Origin of the sequence: Nocardia sp. NPDC005998, from assembly GCF_040614395.1 — a bacterium.
In the GTDB taxonomy this organism is placed as follows: Bacteria; Actinomycetota; Actinomycetes; order Mycobacteriales; family Mycobacteriaceae; genus Nocardia.
The window spans coordinates 1-17,424 of sequence record NZ_JBEXUI010000009.1 but is presented as its reverse complement, the minus strand read 5'-3'; the positions used below and the strand labels follow the sequence as shown (position 1 = coordinate 17,424).

The following is a 17,424-nucleotide window of genomic DNA, read 5'->3' as shown; positions in this document are numbered from 1 at the left end:
CTAGACCGCCGCCCTGCGAAATCGATTGCAACCCAAAGAAGCTCAGCCGATCGGTCGATAGCGTCCGAGTAGCTGCACATGCCGCGGTTCGAGTTCGTCGATGCTCCGCACGCCGAGCAGTTTCATCGTGCGGACGATCTGGGCGCGCAGGATGTCGATGGTGCGATCCACACCCGGTTCGCCGCCCGCCATCAGGCCGTAGAGGTAGGCGCGGCCGATGAGTGTGAACCGCGCGCCGATAGCCAGCGCGGCGACTATGTCGGCGCCGTGCATGATGCCGGTGTCCAGGTGGATTTCGATATCCGCTCCGACTTCGCGCACGACCGAGGGCAGTAGATGCAGTGGCACCGGTGCTCGATCCAGTTGGCGTCCACCGTGATTCGACAGCACGATGCCATCGGTGCCGAGCGCGGCCAGACGTCGCGCATCCTCGACGGTTTGCACGCCCTTCACCAGCATCCGACCGGGCCAGTGCTCGCGGATCAAGGCCAGATCGTCGAATCCGACGGTGGGGTCGAACATGGCATCGAGCAGTTCGGCCACCGTACCGGACCAGCGGTCGAGGGAGGCGAAGGCCAGCGGTTCGGTGGTCAGGAAGTCCCACCACCACGCGGGCTTGCCCACGGCGTCGATGGCGCCGCCGAACGTGATCGAGGGCGGTACGGTCATGCCATTGCGGGCATCGCGCAGCCGGGCGCCCGAGACGGGGACGTCGACGGTGACCACAAGGGTGTCGAATCCGGCTGCCGCGGCGCGGTCCACGAGGGCGAGCGATCGGTCGCGATCGGTCATCATGTAGAGCTGAAACCAATTGCGCGCATTGGGCCCGGTGGCCGCCGCGACATCCTCGATGGCGGTGGTGCCCATGGTCGAGAGCGTGAACGGTATGCCCGCTCGTTCGGCAGCGCGAGCTCCGGCCAACTCCCCAGCGGTATGCATCATCCTGGTGAATCCGGTGGGCGCGATACCGAACGGCAGTTGGACGGACTTGCCGAGCACGGTCGCGGTGGTATCGGTCGCGGCCACATCGCGCAGGATCGCGGGGCGGAACTCGATATCGGAGAACGCTTCTCGGGCCCGGTTCAGACTGATTTCGGCATCGGCCGCTCCGTCGGTGTAGTCGAAGGCGACCTTGGGAGTGCGCTTACGGGCCATCGCGCGCAGATCCCAAATCGTCTGGGCGCGTTCGAGTTTGCGCGCCTTGCCGCCGAACGGTCGTTCGAACTCGACCAACGGCGCGAGTTCGCGCGGGCGCGGCAGCCTGCGCGCGGTCATCGCGGACCGGACCGGAGGCTGTGCGGCGCCCACAGTTCGTCGGCGTCACCGGCGTCGAGTCGGCCGCGGTAGACGTCGATCTTGTGGTCGATGAGTTCCAGATTGTCCTGCAGCTCAGCGATTTTGGCGGCCACATCGGCACGGTGGTCCACCATGAGGGCAAGCCGTTCCTGTTCGTTGCCGTGCCCGGCGGAGACCAGTTGGGCATAGCGCCGGATGGTTTTGATGGGCATGCCGGTGGCCCGCAGCCTGGTGCACACGGTAATCCAGGTCAGGTCCACCGGCCGATAGCGCCTGCGCCCGCCATTGGTGCGTTCGACGGAGGTGATGACCAGGCCCGCGCGTTCGTAGTAGCGCAGGGTGTGGGCGCTGACCCCGGTGCGACGAGCGGCTTCGGCGATGGTCACGCCCGCCTCGGGTGCGGAACGCATGGACTCGGATACCGGCTGCGGTTCGACTTCGAGCACACTCTAAATCGTAGCGTCGATAGGAGCCTGCTCGGCGCTACCACCGTGAGTGGCCGAATGGGCGATCGAGAAATGCTGTCGGTAGCGATCCGGCGTGGTGGCCAACTGCCGGGAGAAGACCCGGTGCAGTGTTTCACCGTGTTTGTAGCCGACCGCCTTGGCGATGGCGGATACGGTCATATCGGTGGTCTCCAGGAGGCCGCGGGCCGCTTCCACACGCAGGTTCTCCACGAAAGCGGCTGGGGTGCTTCCAGTTTCGGTGCGGAAAGCACGGGCAAAGGCGCGCTCGCTCAGCCCCGCCCGTGCTGCAAGTGCGGCCACGCTCAGGTCCTCGTCCAAATGGTCGGGCAGCCACTGCTGTACGGCTCGGATCGCCGGGGTGCGCGCCGGTTGCGCACGCAGCTGGGCGCTGAATTGCGCTTGGCCGCCGGGCCTCCGGGCGAAGACGACGAACCACCGGGCGATCAGCTGCGCCACCTCGGTGCCGTGATCTGCCTCGACCAGCGCCAGCGCGAGATCGATACTGGCGGTGACCCCCGCCGAGGTCCACCGGTTTCCGTCGTTGACATAGATGCGGTCCGGCTCGACGGTCACCCGAGGATAGCGCTCGGCCATCATGGCGCACGCACCCCAATGCGTTGTCGCGTGATAGCCATCGAGCAGCCCACCCGCAGCCAGCAGCAGCGAACCGGCGCACACCGCTGCGACCCGTCGCGACCGCCGGGCAATGGCCGGAAGGTCGCGCACCACCTCGGCCGATACCGCCGGTGCGAAGGCGCCATTGCCGCCGATGACGATCATCGTGTCGATCTCGTCGTCACCCGCGGCGATCTCCGCCAGGGAATGTCCGACATTCATCGTCACACCGCCCTCCACCGCGATGGCGCCGGCCCGCGGCGCCGCCGTCACCAACCGGTAGACCGGCGATCCGGAGACGGCGTTCGCGGCGCCGAAAATGTCCATGGGACCGGCCAATTCGATCAGCTGGATCCCGTCGTAGACCACGAGGACAACGGTTCGGGACGTCGACACGTCCCTATCATCACCGCATGCACCCATGGCTGTCACGGCAATGTGCCAGCCGATCACACCGCGTGCCGGACGGGCTCGAGCAGACCGGCGGCATGCTGGCGCAGGAACGGAATGATCAGTTCAGCGACTCGGTCGCCGAACTGGGCGTGCGGATAGTGCCCGCCGCCGTCGACGATGGCAACCTTTCCGATGCCCATGGGCATCGCCGCGACGATCGCCATCCCTTCGGCCTTCGGATCCGGGTAGTCCGGATCCGCGGCGCCCATGATGACCAGCGCAGGACGGTGGACGCCGGACAGCGCGGCCTCGGCATCGACCGGAGTGGTCCTGCCGGTCTTCATGAATTCGGCCCACCGGCCGGGTTTCCGCAGGGTCCGCATCAGGCCGTCGAGGTAGTCGGTGTAATCGTCCGGCTTGGTCGGATAGGCGAAGTCGAGGTATCTGCGCCACAGTCTCGGCGACCCGAGCAGCAGCGTGCCCATCAATCGCATCAGCCCACGCCGATACCGCGGCACGGTGAACAGGGCACCCATGTCCAGGTGCTGGGTCTTGGTGAACGGGTTGATCTCGATAATGGCCGCGACCAGTTCCGGCGCCTCGGCCGCCGCGATGGTCGCCGCGCCGCCGGACAGCGAGTGCCCGACGATCGCCGCGGGACCGCCGAAGTACCGGATCACACTGAGCAGGTCACCGGCGACATCGGTCCGGCTGATGGCCGCCTTCCTGGTGACCGAGGGCCAGCCGAGGCTGGATTCACCATGCCCGCGCAGGTCCGCGTTCACCACCCGGTATCCCGCGGCGACCAGTGGCGGTACGAGATGACGATAATCGTGCCGCGAGGTGCCGATGCCGTGTGAGAGCACCACCAGCGGCCCGTCACCGACGACATCACAGGCCAGGCGCCCTTCCGCGAAAGTCACGAACTCGGTCATTTGCTTACCTTCCAAGCGATTTCGATCGGTCGCGGCGTGCGCGACATGGGTCGAATTGAACGCCGGAAATCAGCGGCTGTCGGTAGGCCCGGCGGGATCGGTCATAGACACAGCGGATTTCGTCAGTCACTGACCCGATCGGCCCCAACCGAGGCGGCCTGCGGGTCGGACCACCTGCACCGATGTCGGCCCGGTAGCCCGATCCGCAGCGCGTCACGCAATGCAATCGTTCGGCAGGATCACAGACGCGCCCAGCCGCTCCAGGCCACGGCCCAGCGCCCGACATCGACTGCCAGCGCCGCGTGGGGCCTACCTTGCAGCTGGGCAACCCCCTGAATAGACTGTGATGCGCGTCACAATCAATTGGCGCAGGGTCTCCAACAGCACCGTGGGTGGGGTGGATGTGCAGCGAGAGTGGGGGCACGGATCGCAGGACCGAGGAGAACGATCATGTCCGGACTGGTGCACCAACCCTGCGTCATGCTCGACCGGTGGGGCGTCGCCGACTACGCCGAACCGTGAAATGCCATGTCGGACAAGGCGCGAACGCTGGCAGCCAATGGCCGGACCCCGGAGGCGGATCCGGAATTCGCCACGCGTGCCGAGGCCTTCGGCACCCGGATGCTGGACATCGTCAATGACGGATTCTTGGCCCTGATGATCAGCATCGGCCACCAGACCGGCCTGTTCGACACGATGAGCACGATGCCGCCCGCCACGAGCGCGCAGATCGCCGAGGCCGCGAAGCTGAACGAGCGATATGTGCGCGAATGGCTCGCCGCACTCACCGTCGGACGGATTGTCGACTACCTCCCCGCCGATCGCACATACGTGCTGCCTCCGGCGCACGCCACCGCGCTGACCAGGGCGGCTGGCCCGGACAACCTCGCTTCCTTCACGCAGTTCGTGCCGCTGACCGCGAGCGTCGAGCCCGAGATCATCGACTGCTTCCGCCACGGCGGCGGCGTCGGGTACGCCCGGTACGGCCGATTTCAGCAGCTCGCGGCGGAGCACAGCGCCGCGGTTCATGACGTCGCGCTGATCGACGTCACCATCACGCTGGCGCCGGGACTGCCCGAGCGGCTACGCCAGGGCATCGCGGTCGCCGATATCGGCTGCGGCAGTGGGCATGCCATCAATCTGTTGGGCAGGGAATTTCCCAACAGCCACTTCGTGGGCTACGACTTCTCGGAGGAAGGGATCGCGGCGGGCCGCGCGCAGGCGCAGGCGATGGGCCTGGCTAATACCGGTTTCGAACTGCGCGATGTCACATATCTGGCCGAATCCAACCGATTCGACCTGATCACCGCCTTCGACACAATCCATGACCAGGCCCATCCGAAACAGGTGCTGCGCGGCATCGCCGAGGCATTGAAGGACGACGGCACCTTCCTGATGGTGGACGTCCAGGCCTCCAGCAACCTGGAGGAGAACATGGACCACCCGATGGGGCCCGGCCTGTACGCCATCTCCACGATGCACTGCATGACGGTGTCGCTGGCACTCGACGGCGATGGCCTCGGCACCATGTGGGGTGAGCAGCTCGCGACCCGCATGCTCCGGGAAGCGGGCTTCGCATCCATCGATATCGAGCACGTCGAAGCCGACATCCTCAACAGCTACTACGTGGCAAGGAAGAGCTGAGCGCCGATCAGTCCCAGGTTTGCGCGGTATCGTACCGACGGCGCATCTGACGTCGCCGGTAGAACACCTCGTCGACCGATAGCGTCGTCGCGGTGGCGATCGGTGCCAGATGGATGTTCAGTCCGAGGTCGCTGATGCGGTGTTCCAGATCGATGCGGCGTTCCGGGGGCAAGGCGGACCACATCGCTTCGAAGCGGGCGCGCACGTTGACGTCGGTGGTCGCGATCAGGCGCAGCAGCAAGTGCCAGAAGTGGGCGTCGGTGGCAATACCGGGCAGTGCGGCGACCATCGCGTCGCTCAGCTGCGCGAGCAGGGCCACCACTCGGTGCTGTATCCCGGCGTTGGCATTTTCGATCAGGTTGAACAGTCCACGCCACAGCTCGGATTCGATCCGGCCCTCGAGGCCGCCGATGAGTCCGGCCAGCGCCGCATCGTTCGCCAGGATCGGATTCACGGCCAGGTTACCCAGCCCCCACGGGCTGAGGTGTCCGATGAACGTCAGCAACTCCGGCACCGCGCCAGCCCGCAGATAGGTCGCGATGAGATTGCCGATCAATTCGACGGATCCGATGCTGAACAGCACATCGCCGATCGCCGCGATCAGATCCGGGTCGCAGCGCGCGAACGCCGACAGCGCGGCCAGTTGCAGACCCGTCGACCCGGTGAGCACGGTATGCAACATCCGCGGCGCCCGCTGCCGCGGCCCGGCCAGCAGCTGACGCAGGATGGCGCTCACGCCATTGACGGAATAGGCATAGGCGGCGGAGAAGATCAGGCCCTCGTCATCGAGCACGCCCTGTTCGATGGCCAGGACCAATTCCGGTGTCGCGAACGCATCGAGGAATGGTCCGGCGGTGATGTAGTCCTTGCGCGCCAGCATTTCGTTGAGGATGCGCACGATCGGTTCCGGAGGCGCCACATCGGCGAGTTGGCCGACGGTACGCGGATCCATATACGGCGCACAGTCGGCCACATACCCGGGCGCGAGCATGGCAACCGTCTCGGCCGCCTTCTTCGGGTGGTCCACACCGACCGCACCCGCGGCCCGGCCCGTCATCATCGGTGGCACGAGGCGCTGCACCAGCGGCATCGAGATGCGCAGCGGAATGACCGGCACCAGTTTGCTGATCCGCTCGAAGGTCTCGTTGTGCTGATCGAAGATCAGGCCGGCCAGCCGTTCCTGGAGTTGGTGCAGATTCTCGCTGCCCAACCGCTCCAGATGCGCCAATCGCTCCACCGGGGTGTGCAAAGTTCGTGACAGCAGCACGATCTGGGCACCGGTTACCAGATCACCCATCAGCCGAGCCGACTCCCGAACATGATCTTCTTCGTCACCGCGCGAAACGGCCGGGGCAGGGCACCGACCATCTCATCGATGGACTCGATCAGTGCGGCCGTCTCCAACTGCTTGGCCGCGCGGAACATCTCCAGCAGCTCGGCGGCCTCTTGTTCGGTGAGGAACCCGGCTGCCGCCAACGGCCCGCGTAGTTCGTGTTCGAGGTCGGACCTGGCGGTCATACGGTTACTCGTTTCTTCATATATCCCAGCGTTACTCACTCGTGAGGGCTACGAGCATAGGGGTGCCGACCGCCCGGTGTGGCCGTGCGTAAAGAATTCGTTATCCAAAGAAGTTCATAACTTTTTGAGAGGTGCGACTTCCTTTTTATTTGTGCCGCAACGTAACTCGGGTTTTTATTCTCAGTGACGGGAAGTTGCGCAATCGGCCGTCGTGGACATCTGTTTGTATCGGGGCATGATGGATTCGTGTCGGCTCACCCGGGTTCATTTCCGCGCCGGGAGCCACCTGTGCCGACATCGGGCCTGACGCGCCGATCGTTCCTCGGCGCGACCGGTCTCGGTGCGGTCGCGCTCACCGCCGCATGCACCGGCTTCGCCACCACCGGCAGCGGCGGCATGCTGTTCCTATCCACGCAATTCCGGCCCGCCGATGAGGCCGAACGGTTCCGCAGCCTGCTCGGCAAGACCGCGCCCGGCGTCAGCTATGTGACCATCGAGGAAAGCCCGTTCGCCAGCCAGGTGCGCAGTCAGGTCGGCGCGGGTTCGACGCAGGTCGGTCTGCTCGGCGGTCTGCACGGCGATATCGCGCCGCTGGCCGGCGGCTATCTCCAGGACCTCACCGGCTTGCTCGCCGACCTCGGCAACCGTGGCTGGCCCGCCGCCTATCGGCAACTCGCGAAGGCCGGTACCGACCGAACCTGGTATATCCCGTGGGCCACCGCCAGTTACGTCCTCGCCGCGCATGCCGACGCGCTCGAACACCTGCCCTCCGGTGCGGATGCCACGGCGCTGACCTACGACCAGTTCCTCGACTGGGCCATCGCGGCTCGCCGCGCCAATGGCAACCGGCCGATGCTCGGCCTGCCCGCCGGTCCGAAGGGTCTGCTGCACCGGTTCACCCAGGGCTATCTGCTGCCCTCGTTCACCGGCGGCCAGATCACCACCTTCCGTTCGGAGGCAGCCGTCACGGCGTGGCGATACTTCCGCGAACTGTGGGCCAACTGCGCCCAAGCGAGTACGAACTACGACTTCATGCAGGAACCGCTGGCCAGCGGCGAGGTACGGATGGCATGGGATCACGTCGTACGCCTGGTCCACGCGCCCGAGCGCGATCCGCGGGACTGGCGCATGCTGCCCGCACCGCGCGGTGCGCATGGCCTCGGCTATATGGCGGTGGTCGCCGGACTCGCGATTCCCAAGGGCAGCACCGATGCCGAACTCGCCCAGCGCACGATCAGCGCGCTCACCAAGCCGGAAACACAGATCGAGCTATTGCGATCCAATGGCTTCTTTCCATCCGTCGATACCGCCATCCCGGACGATCTGCCACCGGCGGTGAAACTCGAGGCCGATGCCGTGCACCGGCAGCAGCAGGCGCCGGGCGCGATCCTGTCGCTGCCGCCGGTCGGCCTCGGCCAGCGCGAAGGTGAGGTGAGCAAGGTGTTCAAGGACAGCTTCCGCTCGATTGTGTTGGACGGAGCCGATATTCGAGCCACACTCGACCAGCAGGCGCGGGTACTGCAGGGCATCCTCGACGAGCTGAAGGTCCCGTGCTGGGCGCCCGATCCCGCCGCCGACAGCTGCGGGGTGGAGTAGGGCATGCGCGCTCGACTCGGCTCCCCCTGGATCTTGCTGCTCCCCTCGATCGTGTTGCTGGCCGCGCTGTTCGGCTGGCCGCTGGTACGGGCCGTCGTCGACGCCTTCAGTGACGACAGCGGATTCACTTTCGAGCACTGGCGGCGCTTGTTCGATGACCCGTATTTCCTGACGGCACTGCGCAATACGCTGTTGCTGATCGTTATCGTGGTGCCGATCCAGCTGGTGCTCGCGGTCGGTATGGCATTGCTGATGCAGGCGCGACCACGATTCGCTGGCGGGCACTTCTACCTGTGGTGTGTGCCGCTGGCGATCTCCGAACTGGCCGCCGGTCTGGTGTGGCTGTCGATCTTCGGCAATCGCGGCTATCTGAACTCCCTGCTGGTCCGGCTCGGCCTGTCGCAGGACGGCGTGCAGTGGCTCAACTATCAGCACACCGGCACAATGCTGCTCGCGGTCGTGATCGCCGAGATCTGGCGCGCGACCTCACTGGTATTCGTCATCGTGGTGGCCGGGGTGCAGCTGATCCCGCGCGACTACGACGAGGCCGCACAGGTATTCGGCGCCAATTTCTGGCAGCGGCTGCGGCATGTGACACTGCCGCAGCTCGGGCCGAGTCTGCAGGTGGCGCTGATCCTGCGCACGATCCTGGCGCTACAGGCGTTCGCTGTGGCGCAGGCGCTCACCGGACGCGACTTTCCGCTGCTGGTCGGTGAGACCTACGAGTGGTACTCCAACCTGCAGAACCCGGCCGTCGCGAGCGCCGTTTCCCTTGTGGTGCTTGCGATCTCCCTCGGCACCGCGGTGTTCTATCTGCGCACCGTGCGGGCACCGGAGGGGTCGCGATGACCGAGCCGACCGCGACAGCGACCACACTGCCGCCGATCGACCGCGCACCCCTGCGCAGACGGCGGTGGCGCGCCATTGGCGTACAGGTCGCGTGCATTGCGGTGACGCTGTTCATGGCGCTGCCGATCGTGCTCATCGGACTCGCCGCGGTGTCCTCGCGCGATGCGCTGAACGAGTTCCCGAAGCCATTGCTGCCCAGCGAATTCTCCACCGAGACACTGCATTCGTTCTTCCGGGCCACTGGAACCATGCCAGCGCTCGGCAACTCACTGCTCGTCGGTCTGTACACGGTGTTCTGGTCCCTGCTCATCGGTGCACCCGCCGGATACGCGCTGGCCCGCAATGCCTTCCGCGGTAAGGACACCTATCAGGTATTCATCCTGTTCGTGCGCGCGCTGCCGATCGTGGTGCTCTCGGTGCCGCTGGCCACGATGTTTCTGCGGTTGGATATGTACGACACCGTCTTCGCGGTAACGCTGGTGCACACCACCCTCGCCCTGCCGACCACCGTGCTCATAACGGCCAGCATCTTCGTCGCGGTACCCGCCGACCTCGAGGAGGCCGCGCGGGTATTCGGCTGCACGCGCTGGCAGGCCGCACGCAAAGTCGTTGTGCCGCTGGCACTTCCCGGACTCGCGGCATCGTCGATCTTCACCTTCGTGCTGTCGTGGAACGAGATTCTCGGTGCGACCATCGTGACGCTCGGCCATCGCACGCTGCCCGCGCAGGTGCTCACCACGCTCGGCGAGGCGTCGACCCCGTACCGGTTCGCTGGCGGCTTCGCACTGATCATTCCGGCGCTGGCGTTCATCTTCGTGATGCGGCGCTACCTGGTGAATATGTGGGGGACCACGCTGCGATGACAGAAGTTTCCGGGATGACAGGACTTCGGAGATGACAGAGGTGTGCTCATGGCGGAAGTGATTCTGCGGGATCTGGTGAAGACCTATCCCGGCGGCTCGACGCGCGCCACCGACCAGGTCTCACTCGAGGTGTCCGACGGTGAATTCATGGTGCTGCTCGGACCGTCCGGCTGCGGTAAGACGACGCTGTTGCGCATGATCGCCGGGTTGGAACTGCCGGATTCGGGGCAGGTCGTGATCGGCGGCAAGGACGTCACCTACCTGGAGCCGCGGCGACGCAACCTCTCGATGGTGTTCCAGTCCTATGCCGTATTCCCCCATAAGAAGGTCGCCGACAATATCGGCTTCGGCCTGCGTGTGCACGGCGTGCCCACCGATGAGATCCGTCGCAAGGTCGCGTGGGCGGCGGATCTGCTGCAGCTGACGCCCTACCTCGACCGGTATCCGGCGAAGTTGTCCGGCGGCCAGCGCCAGCGCGTCGCGGTGGCACGGGCGATCGTGATGGACGCCGATGTGCTGCTCATGGATGAGCCACTGTCCAATCTCGATGCGCTGCTGCGGCTTTCGTTCCGCGCCGAGCTGAAGAAACTGGTCGGCCAACTGGGCACCACCACGATCTACGTCACCCATGACCAAGTGGAGGCGCTATCTCTGGGCGACCGTGTCGCGGTGATGCGCGACGGCGTGATCGTCCAATGTGGCCCGCCGACAGCGGTATACGACTGCCCCGCAACCGAATTCGTCGGCGGCTTCCTCGGCAGCCCGCCGATGAACTTCCTCACCGGGACCGTCGAGGTGGACGATGCCGGACCCCGCATCGACCTGGGTGGGCAGTCGCTGCCCGTACCCGCGGCGCTCGCATCGTTGCGCGGCCACAAGCTCAACCTCGGCATCCGGCCGGAGGCCATTGTCGTCGACGCGGAGCACCCCGACGACAATGCCCTCGTCGGGGAACTCCAGGTGCTGGAACCGCTCGGCTCGTCGACCCTGTTGACCACCGATGTCAGCGGTCAGGCGGTGAAGGTCCAGGCGCGGCCGGGTTTCCGAGCCGACCGGGGCAGTGCACTGAAGCTGCATCTGCCACCGCTGGCCTGCCGCTGGTACGACCCGGAAACCGGACTATTGCTGGAACAATCAGCTTAGATATCCGGTACTGACCTCACCGTATCCGATCAATTCAATGGACGGATATTTACCGATTCGATCCGATGGTGCCACCTCGGCCGACGGTCCGCCTCGACCTTCGATACCGAGCGTCTGTTCGGCCTGCTGAAGAATGAGACAATTCGGCGAACACAATCGATGAACGGCGACGGCCCGCTGCGCCTGCCCGGGCGTGAGTTCGCCCGGGTATGAAAAGCAATCGCCCAGGTTGGAGATGATCGATCGCATTTCGGCTAGCCAACTCGCACCGGCACGACGGCATCTTCGGCGAATCGGCCGCGGCCGACGGTGAGTGCCACCAAGCCGATATTGCCGATGGTGGTGATCAATGGACCGGCGACGGAGGCGAATTGATATCCGCTCGCCAGCAAGACTCCGGACACTCCGAGCGCCCCGGCGAAGGCATTCGCGGCGAACATTTGCCAGGTTTCTTCCTGGGGTTTCGACCAGGCGTGTCGCAACGTGGGAACGGTGGCGATGAGGTTGGCGCAGATGGCCAGCATCGCACCGAACGTCTTATCCGAAATCTCCACGGTGACCAGCACACATGCAATGGATGAGAGCAGACACGCCCAATCTATGTTGTCCCCCGGTCGCAGACTCACCCCACGCCGCAGCGCGAGGGCGATGACCGCGGCGTTCATAGTTGCCGACGCGGCATTGATACCGGCGGCGAGATAGGCACCCGCAAGATATGCGACCGCCGTGAATACGGTATTTGCCGTACACCACGCCACCCACGACGCCATGCGTGGTCGCGTACCACCGTCCAGAATTCCGGCCAGATATGCGATGACCCCATACAATGAGATACCGACGCTGACACAGGCCGCCGTCGAGCTCAGACTCCAAAACCCACTCACGTACACCATTCCTCAGATTTTTTTCGCGCGCGGATATGCGCAAGACAGCCAGAAGTGGCGATTCGACCCGCATCCGAACACACCGAAGGAGACAGCATCCGGTGCGACGGTGGAATCCGGATCCTGCCCTTGGTAAACGCTTCGGGATGTTTTGTTCGTGCGCTATCGAAAAATATCCTCACACGCCGATTCCGGCGTCACAAATCCAGAACGCACGCCGTAACGAACCTTAACGAAGGCTTCACCGCAATAGCCATCGCGGGTAACTGATGCTTAACAGAGCCGGCGAACCCGAAATGTAATCCACGTCATGCGCGTCGATCTCGAAGGTGCCATGAACACACGAAGACCCCAGCCGGAGCTGGGGTCTCCCGTGGTCGCGCCGACCGTTGTGCGAGTCGAATCCTCTGCACCCCGGCCTCGATGAGTGAGCCTGCCACATCTGCCGGGATTCAGCGCGCCGAGTGCGCCCGATATCGCCGTCGGTCATGCGTGTGCATCTGTACGACCGCATGCACGGCGCTCGTTCAGGCGTGACCCATCGATCGAGGCCGCGCTCGGATAACGAAATGGCAACATCGAGACACGTCCGTGACCGAACTGTTCGACTCGAAAGGTCCGGCTCGCTTCGCTAGCCACGGCTGGATCACCAAGTGCCCGTGGGATTTTCGAGTTCAGTGCCGGTTGCCCGCGGCATCCCGGCTACCGTGGCAGCAGTGCTCGCGACCCGTTCCCCCTGCTGGAGGCTTCTTGCGCACCATCGCTCGCATACTGCTCGTCGTGCTGGCACTCGTCGGCATCGCCTTGCCGGCGCTGCCCGCGGCGGTCGGTACACCGAGCGCAGCCATCGATGACGTGACCGCGCGCAAGATCGATGAGCTGCTGGCACTGCGGGCGGCCACGCCGGGCGCGGGCAAGGGCGAATTGATCAACCTGCTGTCGAGTCGGTTCCTCGGCACGCCGTACGGCGCCGATATGCTCATCGGCTCGGCGAGTCGGCCCGAACAGCTGGTCATCGATATGCGGCGGGTGGATTGCTTCACCTACCTGGACTATGTCGAAGCGCTCAGCAGGTCCACCGGTCGGGATCAGTTCGTGGCGAACCTGATCGAGACCCGCTACACCGACGGACGCATCGAATTCCAGCAGCGCAAACACTTCTTCAGCGATTGGTCGCATACCGCGCGCATCGCCGCCACCGATATCACCGCGTCGCTCGGCCCCGCCGCGATGACCGTCACCAAGCACCTCAATGCGAAAGCCGATGGCGGGCAGTATCTTCCCGGCCTACCCGTGGTCGATCGCGACATCACGTATATCCCGGGCGGCGCCGTCGACGACACCGTCATCGCCCGACTCCGCACCGGCGACTACATCGGCGCCTACGCCGACCAGCCGGGCCTGGACGTAACCCATGTCGGCATCTTCGTCATGACACCCGACGGCCCGGTTTTCCGCAACGCTTCCTCCTTGGCCGCCAACAACAAGGTCGTCGACTCACCCTTCACCGACTACGTCCGCTCGACGCCCGGCATCGTCGTCCTGCGCCCCCAATAGTCACCGGTCCGCCCGAATCGGCACCGCTGTCGACAGCTGCCGGTCACAGTGTGCTCAGGCGACCTGTTCGACGAGGCGGATGCCAGTGACGATGGATGGTTCGATCTCGATGACGGCGTCCATGACCCGGTCGACCCAGGAGTGCAGTAGGCGCTCGTAGCGGGCGATGCGAATCGGATCGGTGACGGGGCGGGCGAGACCGGTCACCACGACCGACCACCCGGTGTGCAGCTGCGGGTCGATATCGTCGGCCTCGTAGGCGACCACCACATCGGAGTTACCGCGCACGGCCGAGGTGAGTCTGGACGCGACACGGGTGCGCACGATGATCCGGCCGTCCGGCTCGACCAGGTGGTTGACCGGGCGGATCGCGGGTAATGCATTGCGGCTGAACACCACTCGACCGAGCTGGACCGTCGCGAGCAGGCTCAATGCCGTGGTGCGATCGAGTTCCACAACGGCACGCCCGGTATCGTCGCTCGCGGCGAACTCGGTCATCATCGCGCAGCCGCCTCGGGTAGGACCAGTGCCAGCGCGCCATCGTAGCGGCGATACAGCAGCCGTCCCCGTTCGCTGTGCGGATCGGTGAAGAACAGGAACGGCAGACCGTACCGGCACAGCCGGGCCGCGGCCTCGGCTCGGGTCAGCCGCGGCGTCGGGTGCGGATTCATGGTGAGCGACAGCCCCGAGGTCGACACGGGTGGCTGCCGTCGATACTGGCGCGCCATACGCACGCCGAGCGGGCCCGCCCAGTAGACAGCGGCATCCTCGCCGGTCTCCGCATCGGTGTACAGGTAGGCGTCGTAGTCCATCGCCTCCATCACCCGCACCGCATCGGCCGGTGCCCCGACCAGCAGAGCGCAGGACTTTTGGCGCACGATCGGCCGTTCCTCGGTGCTCACCGCCAATGGTGGGCGTGCCGGATCGGGCCAGTACCTCGGGATATCACCGGAGTTCAGCCGTGCGAGCTGCCGGTCGAGACGGTCGGCGAGAAAGGTCGCGACGAATCCACCGGGCCCGGGAACCTGCGCGCGCACAATGAGATCCCGGAACACCACATTCGCCTGCGCCAGCAGCGCGCCAGCCACATACGGCGAGCCGATGAGCCGGACCCGTGCCGGTGCATCGACACGGTGGCAGCTCAGTACCTGGTCGATCGCGCGCATCGTGCGCGAGATCTGCACGGGGTCCACCGCGCCCTGCGTGGTGCAGACCCCGTTCGAAGTCGTTCCGGTCGACCACAGTTCGGATGTACTCACTCGGTAATCCTTCTTCCGCCCCAACGCACCCAACGCTGGCAGTGTCGCCGCGGGGCGAGCACGCCGAACAGGGCCGAAGGGCACGCGAATCGAGGACCTTGGTTTCGTCGCGGCTTTGCTCGGTCACTTATCGACCGGGATGACCATGGGCCTTCGAGAACGGGCGCAAAGCCCATATCGAACGCCACAGTGCCGGACGACACTCGACCGTATGACCGAGAGCGGCTCCTCCTCTGTAGGTTCCGTGCCGAATGGCGCGACGGTGCTGGCGGTCATGCGCCAGGCCAGCCGGGCGCCGTCGGTGCACAACACACAGCCGTGGCACTGGGTATTCGACGGCACTCGGCTGCACCTGTACCGCGACAATGACCGGCTGTTGACCTCTGCCGACCCCATGGGCAGGCAGCTGGTGATCAGCTGCGGTGCGATGTTGCACCACGTCCGCACGGCCTTCGCCGCGGTGGGGTGGCACACCGATACGACGCGGCTGCCCGATACCGGACGCTCCGACTATCTGGCGGTGATCGAGTTCCGCCCCTGGCCGGATCCCCCGATCGGCGTCTTGGCCCGCGCCCGCGCCATCGATCACCGGCACACCGATCGGCTGCCGTTCTACCCGCCGACCAACTGGTCTCAGCTCGTGCACACCGCACGGATGCTGGTCACCCCGCACGACCTCGAGCTCGACGTCCTCGACGAGAACGCGACGACCGAAATCGCGGCGGCCTCGGCGCAGGCCACCGCAACCCGCCGCTACGATATGCCCTACCAAACCGAATTACATTGGTGGAGTGGGCATTCCGGCGATCAGGAGGGCGTTCCGCGGGAGTCGCTGGTCTCCGACGCCGAATTCGCCCGCGTCGGCGTCGGGCGATCCTTCCCGTCCGCACCGCATTCCGCGCGCCGCGCCAACCTGACGGAGGACGGAGCGCGCCTGCTGGTGCTCAGCTCGTCCAGCGAATCCATCACAACGTGGCTGCACACCGGCGAAGCCCTCTCCGCTGTGCTGTTGGAATGCGCGGCGACCGGTTCGGCCACTTGCGCATTGACCCACATCACCGAGACACCCACTGGCCGAACGGCCATCGCGGGGATGCTCACCCACCCGGGTGTCCCCCAGGTCGTGATCCGCGTCGGCACCGCACCCGATGAGGAACCGCCGCCAGAGCCGACACCGCGCCGCCCGATCTCCGACATCCTCACGATGAGCGACGAAACGGCCGAGCGTTAGTCACGCCGCACTCCGCAGATCCCCAACCGGAGCCAAGGGACTTTTGTCACCGATCCGGGGACCAACTCCGACACGCCGTACCGGCCCGGTCAGTACGCTGAAGTAGTAGTGGAGGAAGGTGCTCCGTGATGACCAATGTCTTCTTGGTCGACGACCACCAGATCGTGCGGCGCGGTGTGAAGGATCTGATCGAGGCCGAACCCGATCTCGATGTGGTCGGTGAGGCGGGCACCGTCGCACAGGCCATGGCACGCATTCCCGCGCTGCGTCCCGAGGTCGTCGTCCTCGACGTTCGGCTCCCCGACGGCAATGGCATCGAACTGTGCCGCGAACTGCTGGACCAACACCCCACGTTGCGCTGTCTGATTCTCACCTCGTTCACCGACGAGCAGGCCATGCTCGACGCCATCCTCGCCGGGGCCAGCGGATATGTGGTCAAGGACATCGGCACCATGGAACTGGTCGAGGCCATTCGCGAGGTCGGCGCGGGCAGATCACTGCTCGACAATCGTGCGGCCGCCGCCCTGATGGCGAAACTGCGCGAGGAGGCCGGAGCCAGGAACGGGCCGTTTGCGAACCTCAGCGACCAGGAACGGACGCTGCTCGATCTGTTGGGAGAGGGGCTGACGAATCGGCAGATCGCCAATCGGATGTTCCTGGCCGAGAAGACGGTGAAGAACTACGTCTCCCGACTGCTGACCAAACTGGGGGTCGAGCGACGCACCCAGGCCGCGGTGCTGGCCTCGAAACTCAACACGCCGACGAAACCGGAATGATCAACACTCAGTCGAGTCGCCACCGCGTCACCGCCCACCGCACGTGCGAAAATGCAGGTTATGGAAGACGAGTCGGAGCTGTCCGACCGGACACCGGTGACCGAAACCCTCTCGCAGCTGCGGTTGCGTGAGCTACTCGGCGAGGTCCAGGATCGGATCGCGCAGATCGTCGGCGTCCGCGATCAGATGGACCGGTTGCTAGAGGCGATGCTGGTGGTGACCGCCGGGCTCGACCTCGACAACACCCTGCGCTCGATCGTGCACACCGCCATCGAATTGGTGGACGCCCGATACGGCGCGCTCGGCGTGCGCGAAACCGATAAGACCAGTCATCAGCTCGCCGAATTCGTCTACGAGGGCATCGACGATCGGACCCGGGTCATGATCGGCGATCTGCC

Annotated in this window: 18 protein-coding genes and 1 pseudogene; 9 read left to right on the top strand and 10 right to left on the bottom strand. The window is 65.4% G+C overall.

What is annotated here, in order from left to right; all coding sequences use genetic code 11:
* Positions 1-42 precede the first annotated feature (42 nt).
* Genes ABZ293_RS14990 through ABZ293_RS14975 form a run of 4 tightly spaced genes read right to left on the bottom strand, consistent with a single transcriptional unit; the run spans position 43 to position 3,706 of the window.
* Positions 43-1,275 carry an alpha-hydroxy acid oxidase gene (locus ABZ293_RS14990; RefSeq protein WP_355180825.1) on the bottom strand — a complete coding sequence of 411 codons (1,233 nt, stop codon included), beginning with the start codon at positions 1,273-1,275 and terminating at the stop codon, positions 43-45.
* A complete protein-coding gene (locus ABZ293_RS14985) occupies positions 1,272-1,742 on the bottom strand; it encodes a MerR family transcriptional regulator (RefSeq protein ID WP_355180823.1) in 471 nt (156 codons plus the stop codon). Before ABZ293_RS14985 ends, ABZ293_RS14990 begins: the two co-directional genes overlap by 4 nt.
* Before the next feature lie 3 nt (positions 1,743-1,745).
* Entirely contained in the window at positions 1,746-2,774 is a 1,029-nt protein-coding gene (locus ABZ293_RS14980; RefSeq protein WP_355180821.1) for a helix-turn-helix domain-containing protein, read from the bottom strand.
* A gap of 53 nt (positions 2,775-2,827) precedes the next feature.
* The gene (locus ABZ293_RS14975) at positions 2,828-3,706 is read right to left on the bottom strand and encodes an alpha/beta hydrolase (protein ID WP_355180819.1); all 879 of its coding nucleotides are present in this window, start codon (positions 3,704-3,706) and stop codon (positions 2,828-2,830) included.
* Positions 3,707-4,234: 528 nt separating this feature from the next.
* Here ABZ293_RS14975 and ABZ293_RS14970 point away from each other — a divergent pair.
* Positions 4,235-5,350: a class I SAM-dependent methyltransferase gene (locus ABZ293_RS14970; protein ID WP_355180817.1), complete on the top strand. Its 1,116-nt coding sequence runs from the start codon at positions 4,235-4,237 to the stop codon at positions 5,348-5,350.
* A gap of 7 nt (positions 5,351-5,357) precedes the next feature.
* Here the strand turns inward: ABZ293_RS14970 and ABZ293_RS14965 are convergent, their stop codons facing one another.
* Both ABZ293_RS14965 and ABZ293_RS14960 read right to left on the bottom strand, forming a co-directional pair.
* Entirely contained in the window at positions 5,358-6,647 is a 1,290-nt protein-coding gene (locus tag ABZ293_RS14965) for a hypothetical protein (protein WP_355180815.1), read from the bottom strand.
* A complete protein-coding gene (locus tag ABZ293_RS14960; RefSeq protein ID WP_355180813.1) occupies positions 6,647-6,868 on the bottom strand; it encodes a hypothetical protein in 222 nt (73 codons plus the stop codon). The genes ABZ293_RS14965 and ABZ293_RS14960 overlap by 1 nt, the downstream gene beginning before the upstream one ends.
* A gap of 288 nt (positions 6,869-7,156) precedes the next feature.
* Here ABZ293_RS14960 and ABZ293_RS14955 point away from each other — a divergent pair, with 288 nt between their 5' ends.
* Genes ABZ293_RS14955 through ABZ293_RS14940 form a run of 4 tightly spaced genes read left to right on the top strand, consistent with a single transcriptional unit; the run spans position 7,157 to position 11,319 of the window.
* Entirely contained in the window at positions 7,157-8,464 is a 1,308-nt protein-coding gene (locus ABZ293_RS14955) for an ABC transporter substrate-binding protein (protein WP_355180812.1), read from the top strand.
* Positions 8,465-8,467: 3 nt separating this feature from the next.
* Positions 8,468-9,313, top strand: a complete 846-nt coding sequence (locus ABZ293_RS14950; protein ID WP_355180810.1) for a sugar ABC transporter permease — start codon at positions 8,468-8,470, stop codon at positions 9,311-9,313.
* Entirely contained in the window at positions 9,310-10,176 is an 867-nt protein-coding gene (locus ABZ293_RS14945) for a carbohydrate ABC transporter permease (protein WP_355180809.1), read from the top strand. The genes ABZ293_RS14950 and ABZ293_RS14945 overlap by 4 nt, the downstream gene beginning before the upstream one ends.
* A gap of 48 nt (positions 10,177-10,224) precedes the next feature.
* A complete protein-coding gene (locus ABZ293_RS14940) occupies positions 10,225-11,319 on the top strand; it encodes an ABC transporter ATP-binding protein (protein ID WP_355180808.1) in 1,095 nt (364 codons plus the stop codon).
* Here ABZ293_RS14940 and ABZ293_RS14935 read toward each other — a convergent pair.
* Together ABZ293_RS14935 and ABZ293_RS14930 are read right to left on the bottom strand one after the other, a co-directional pair.
* Entirely contained in the window at positions 11,311-11,568 is a 258-nt protein-coding gene (locus tag ABZ293_RS14935) for a hypothetical protein (RefSeq protein ID WP_355180807.1), read from the bottom strand. The two genes, ABZ293_RS14940 and ABZ293_RS14935, sit on opposite strands and share 9 nt — an antisense overlap.
* Positions 11,569-11,573: 5 nt before the next feature.
* The gene (locus tag ABZ293_RS14930) at positions 11,574-12,212 is read right to left on the bottom strand and encodes a hypothetical protein (protein ID WP_355180806.1); all 639 of its coding nucleotides are present in this window, start codon (positions 12,210-12,212) and stop codon (positions 11,574-11,576) included.
* A gap of 741 nt (positions 12,213-12,953) precedes the next feature.
* Here ABZ293_RS14930 and ABZ293_RS14925 point away from each other — a divergent pair.
* Complete coding sequence (locus ABZ293_RS14925; RefSeq protein WP_355180805.1) at positions 12,954-13,760, top strand: DUF1460 domain-containing protein; 807 nt, start codon at positions 12,954-12,956, stop codon at positions 13,758-13,760.
* Positions 13,761-13,814: 54 nt separating this feature from the next.
* On the opposite strand, the gene ABZ293_RS14920 is transcribed toward ABZ293_RS14925, so the two are convergent.
* Positions 13,815-14,258, bottom strand: a complete 444-nt coding sequence (locus ABZ293_RS14920) for a pyridoxamine 5'-phosphate oxidase family protein (protein ID WP_354961906.1) — start codon at positions 14,256-14,258, stop codon at positions 13,815-13,817.
* Positions 14,258-15,019, bottom strand: coding sequence for a sigma 54 modulation/S30EA ribosomal C-terminal domain-containing protein (locus ABZ293_RS14915; protein ID WP_355180804.1), 762 nt, complete (start codon positions 15,017-15,019; stop codon positions 14,258-14,260). Before ABZ293_RS14915 ends, ABZ293_RS14920 begins: the two co-directional genes overlap by 1 nt.
* Positions 15,020-15,230: 211 nt before the next feature.
* On the opposite strand from ABZ293_RS14915, the gene ABZ293_RS14910 reads away from it, so the two are divergent.
* The 3 genes and pseudogenes from ABZ293_RS14910 to ABZ293_RS14900 form a co-directional block, all read left to right on the top strand.
* On the top strand, positions 15,231-16,250 hold the full coding sequence (locus tag ABZ293_RS14910; RefSeq protein ID WP_355180803.1) for a hypothetical protein: 1,020 nt from the start codon (positions 15,231-15,233) through the stop codon (positions 16,248-16,250).
* Between the two features lie 128 nt (positions 16,251-16,378).
* Entirely contained in the window at positions 16,379-17,026 is a 648-nt protein-coding gene (locus tag ABZ293_RS14905; protein WP_355180801.1) for a response regulator transcription factor, read from the top strand.
* Positions 17,027-17,086: 60 nt separating this feature from the next.
* A pseudogene (locus tag ABZ293_RS14900) lies at positions 17,087-17,424 on the top strand (histidine kinase); the annotation flags it as partial.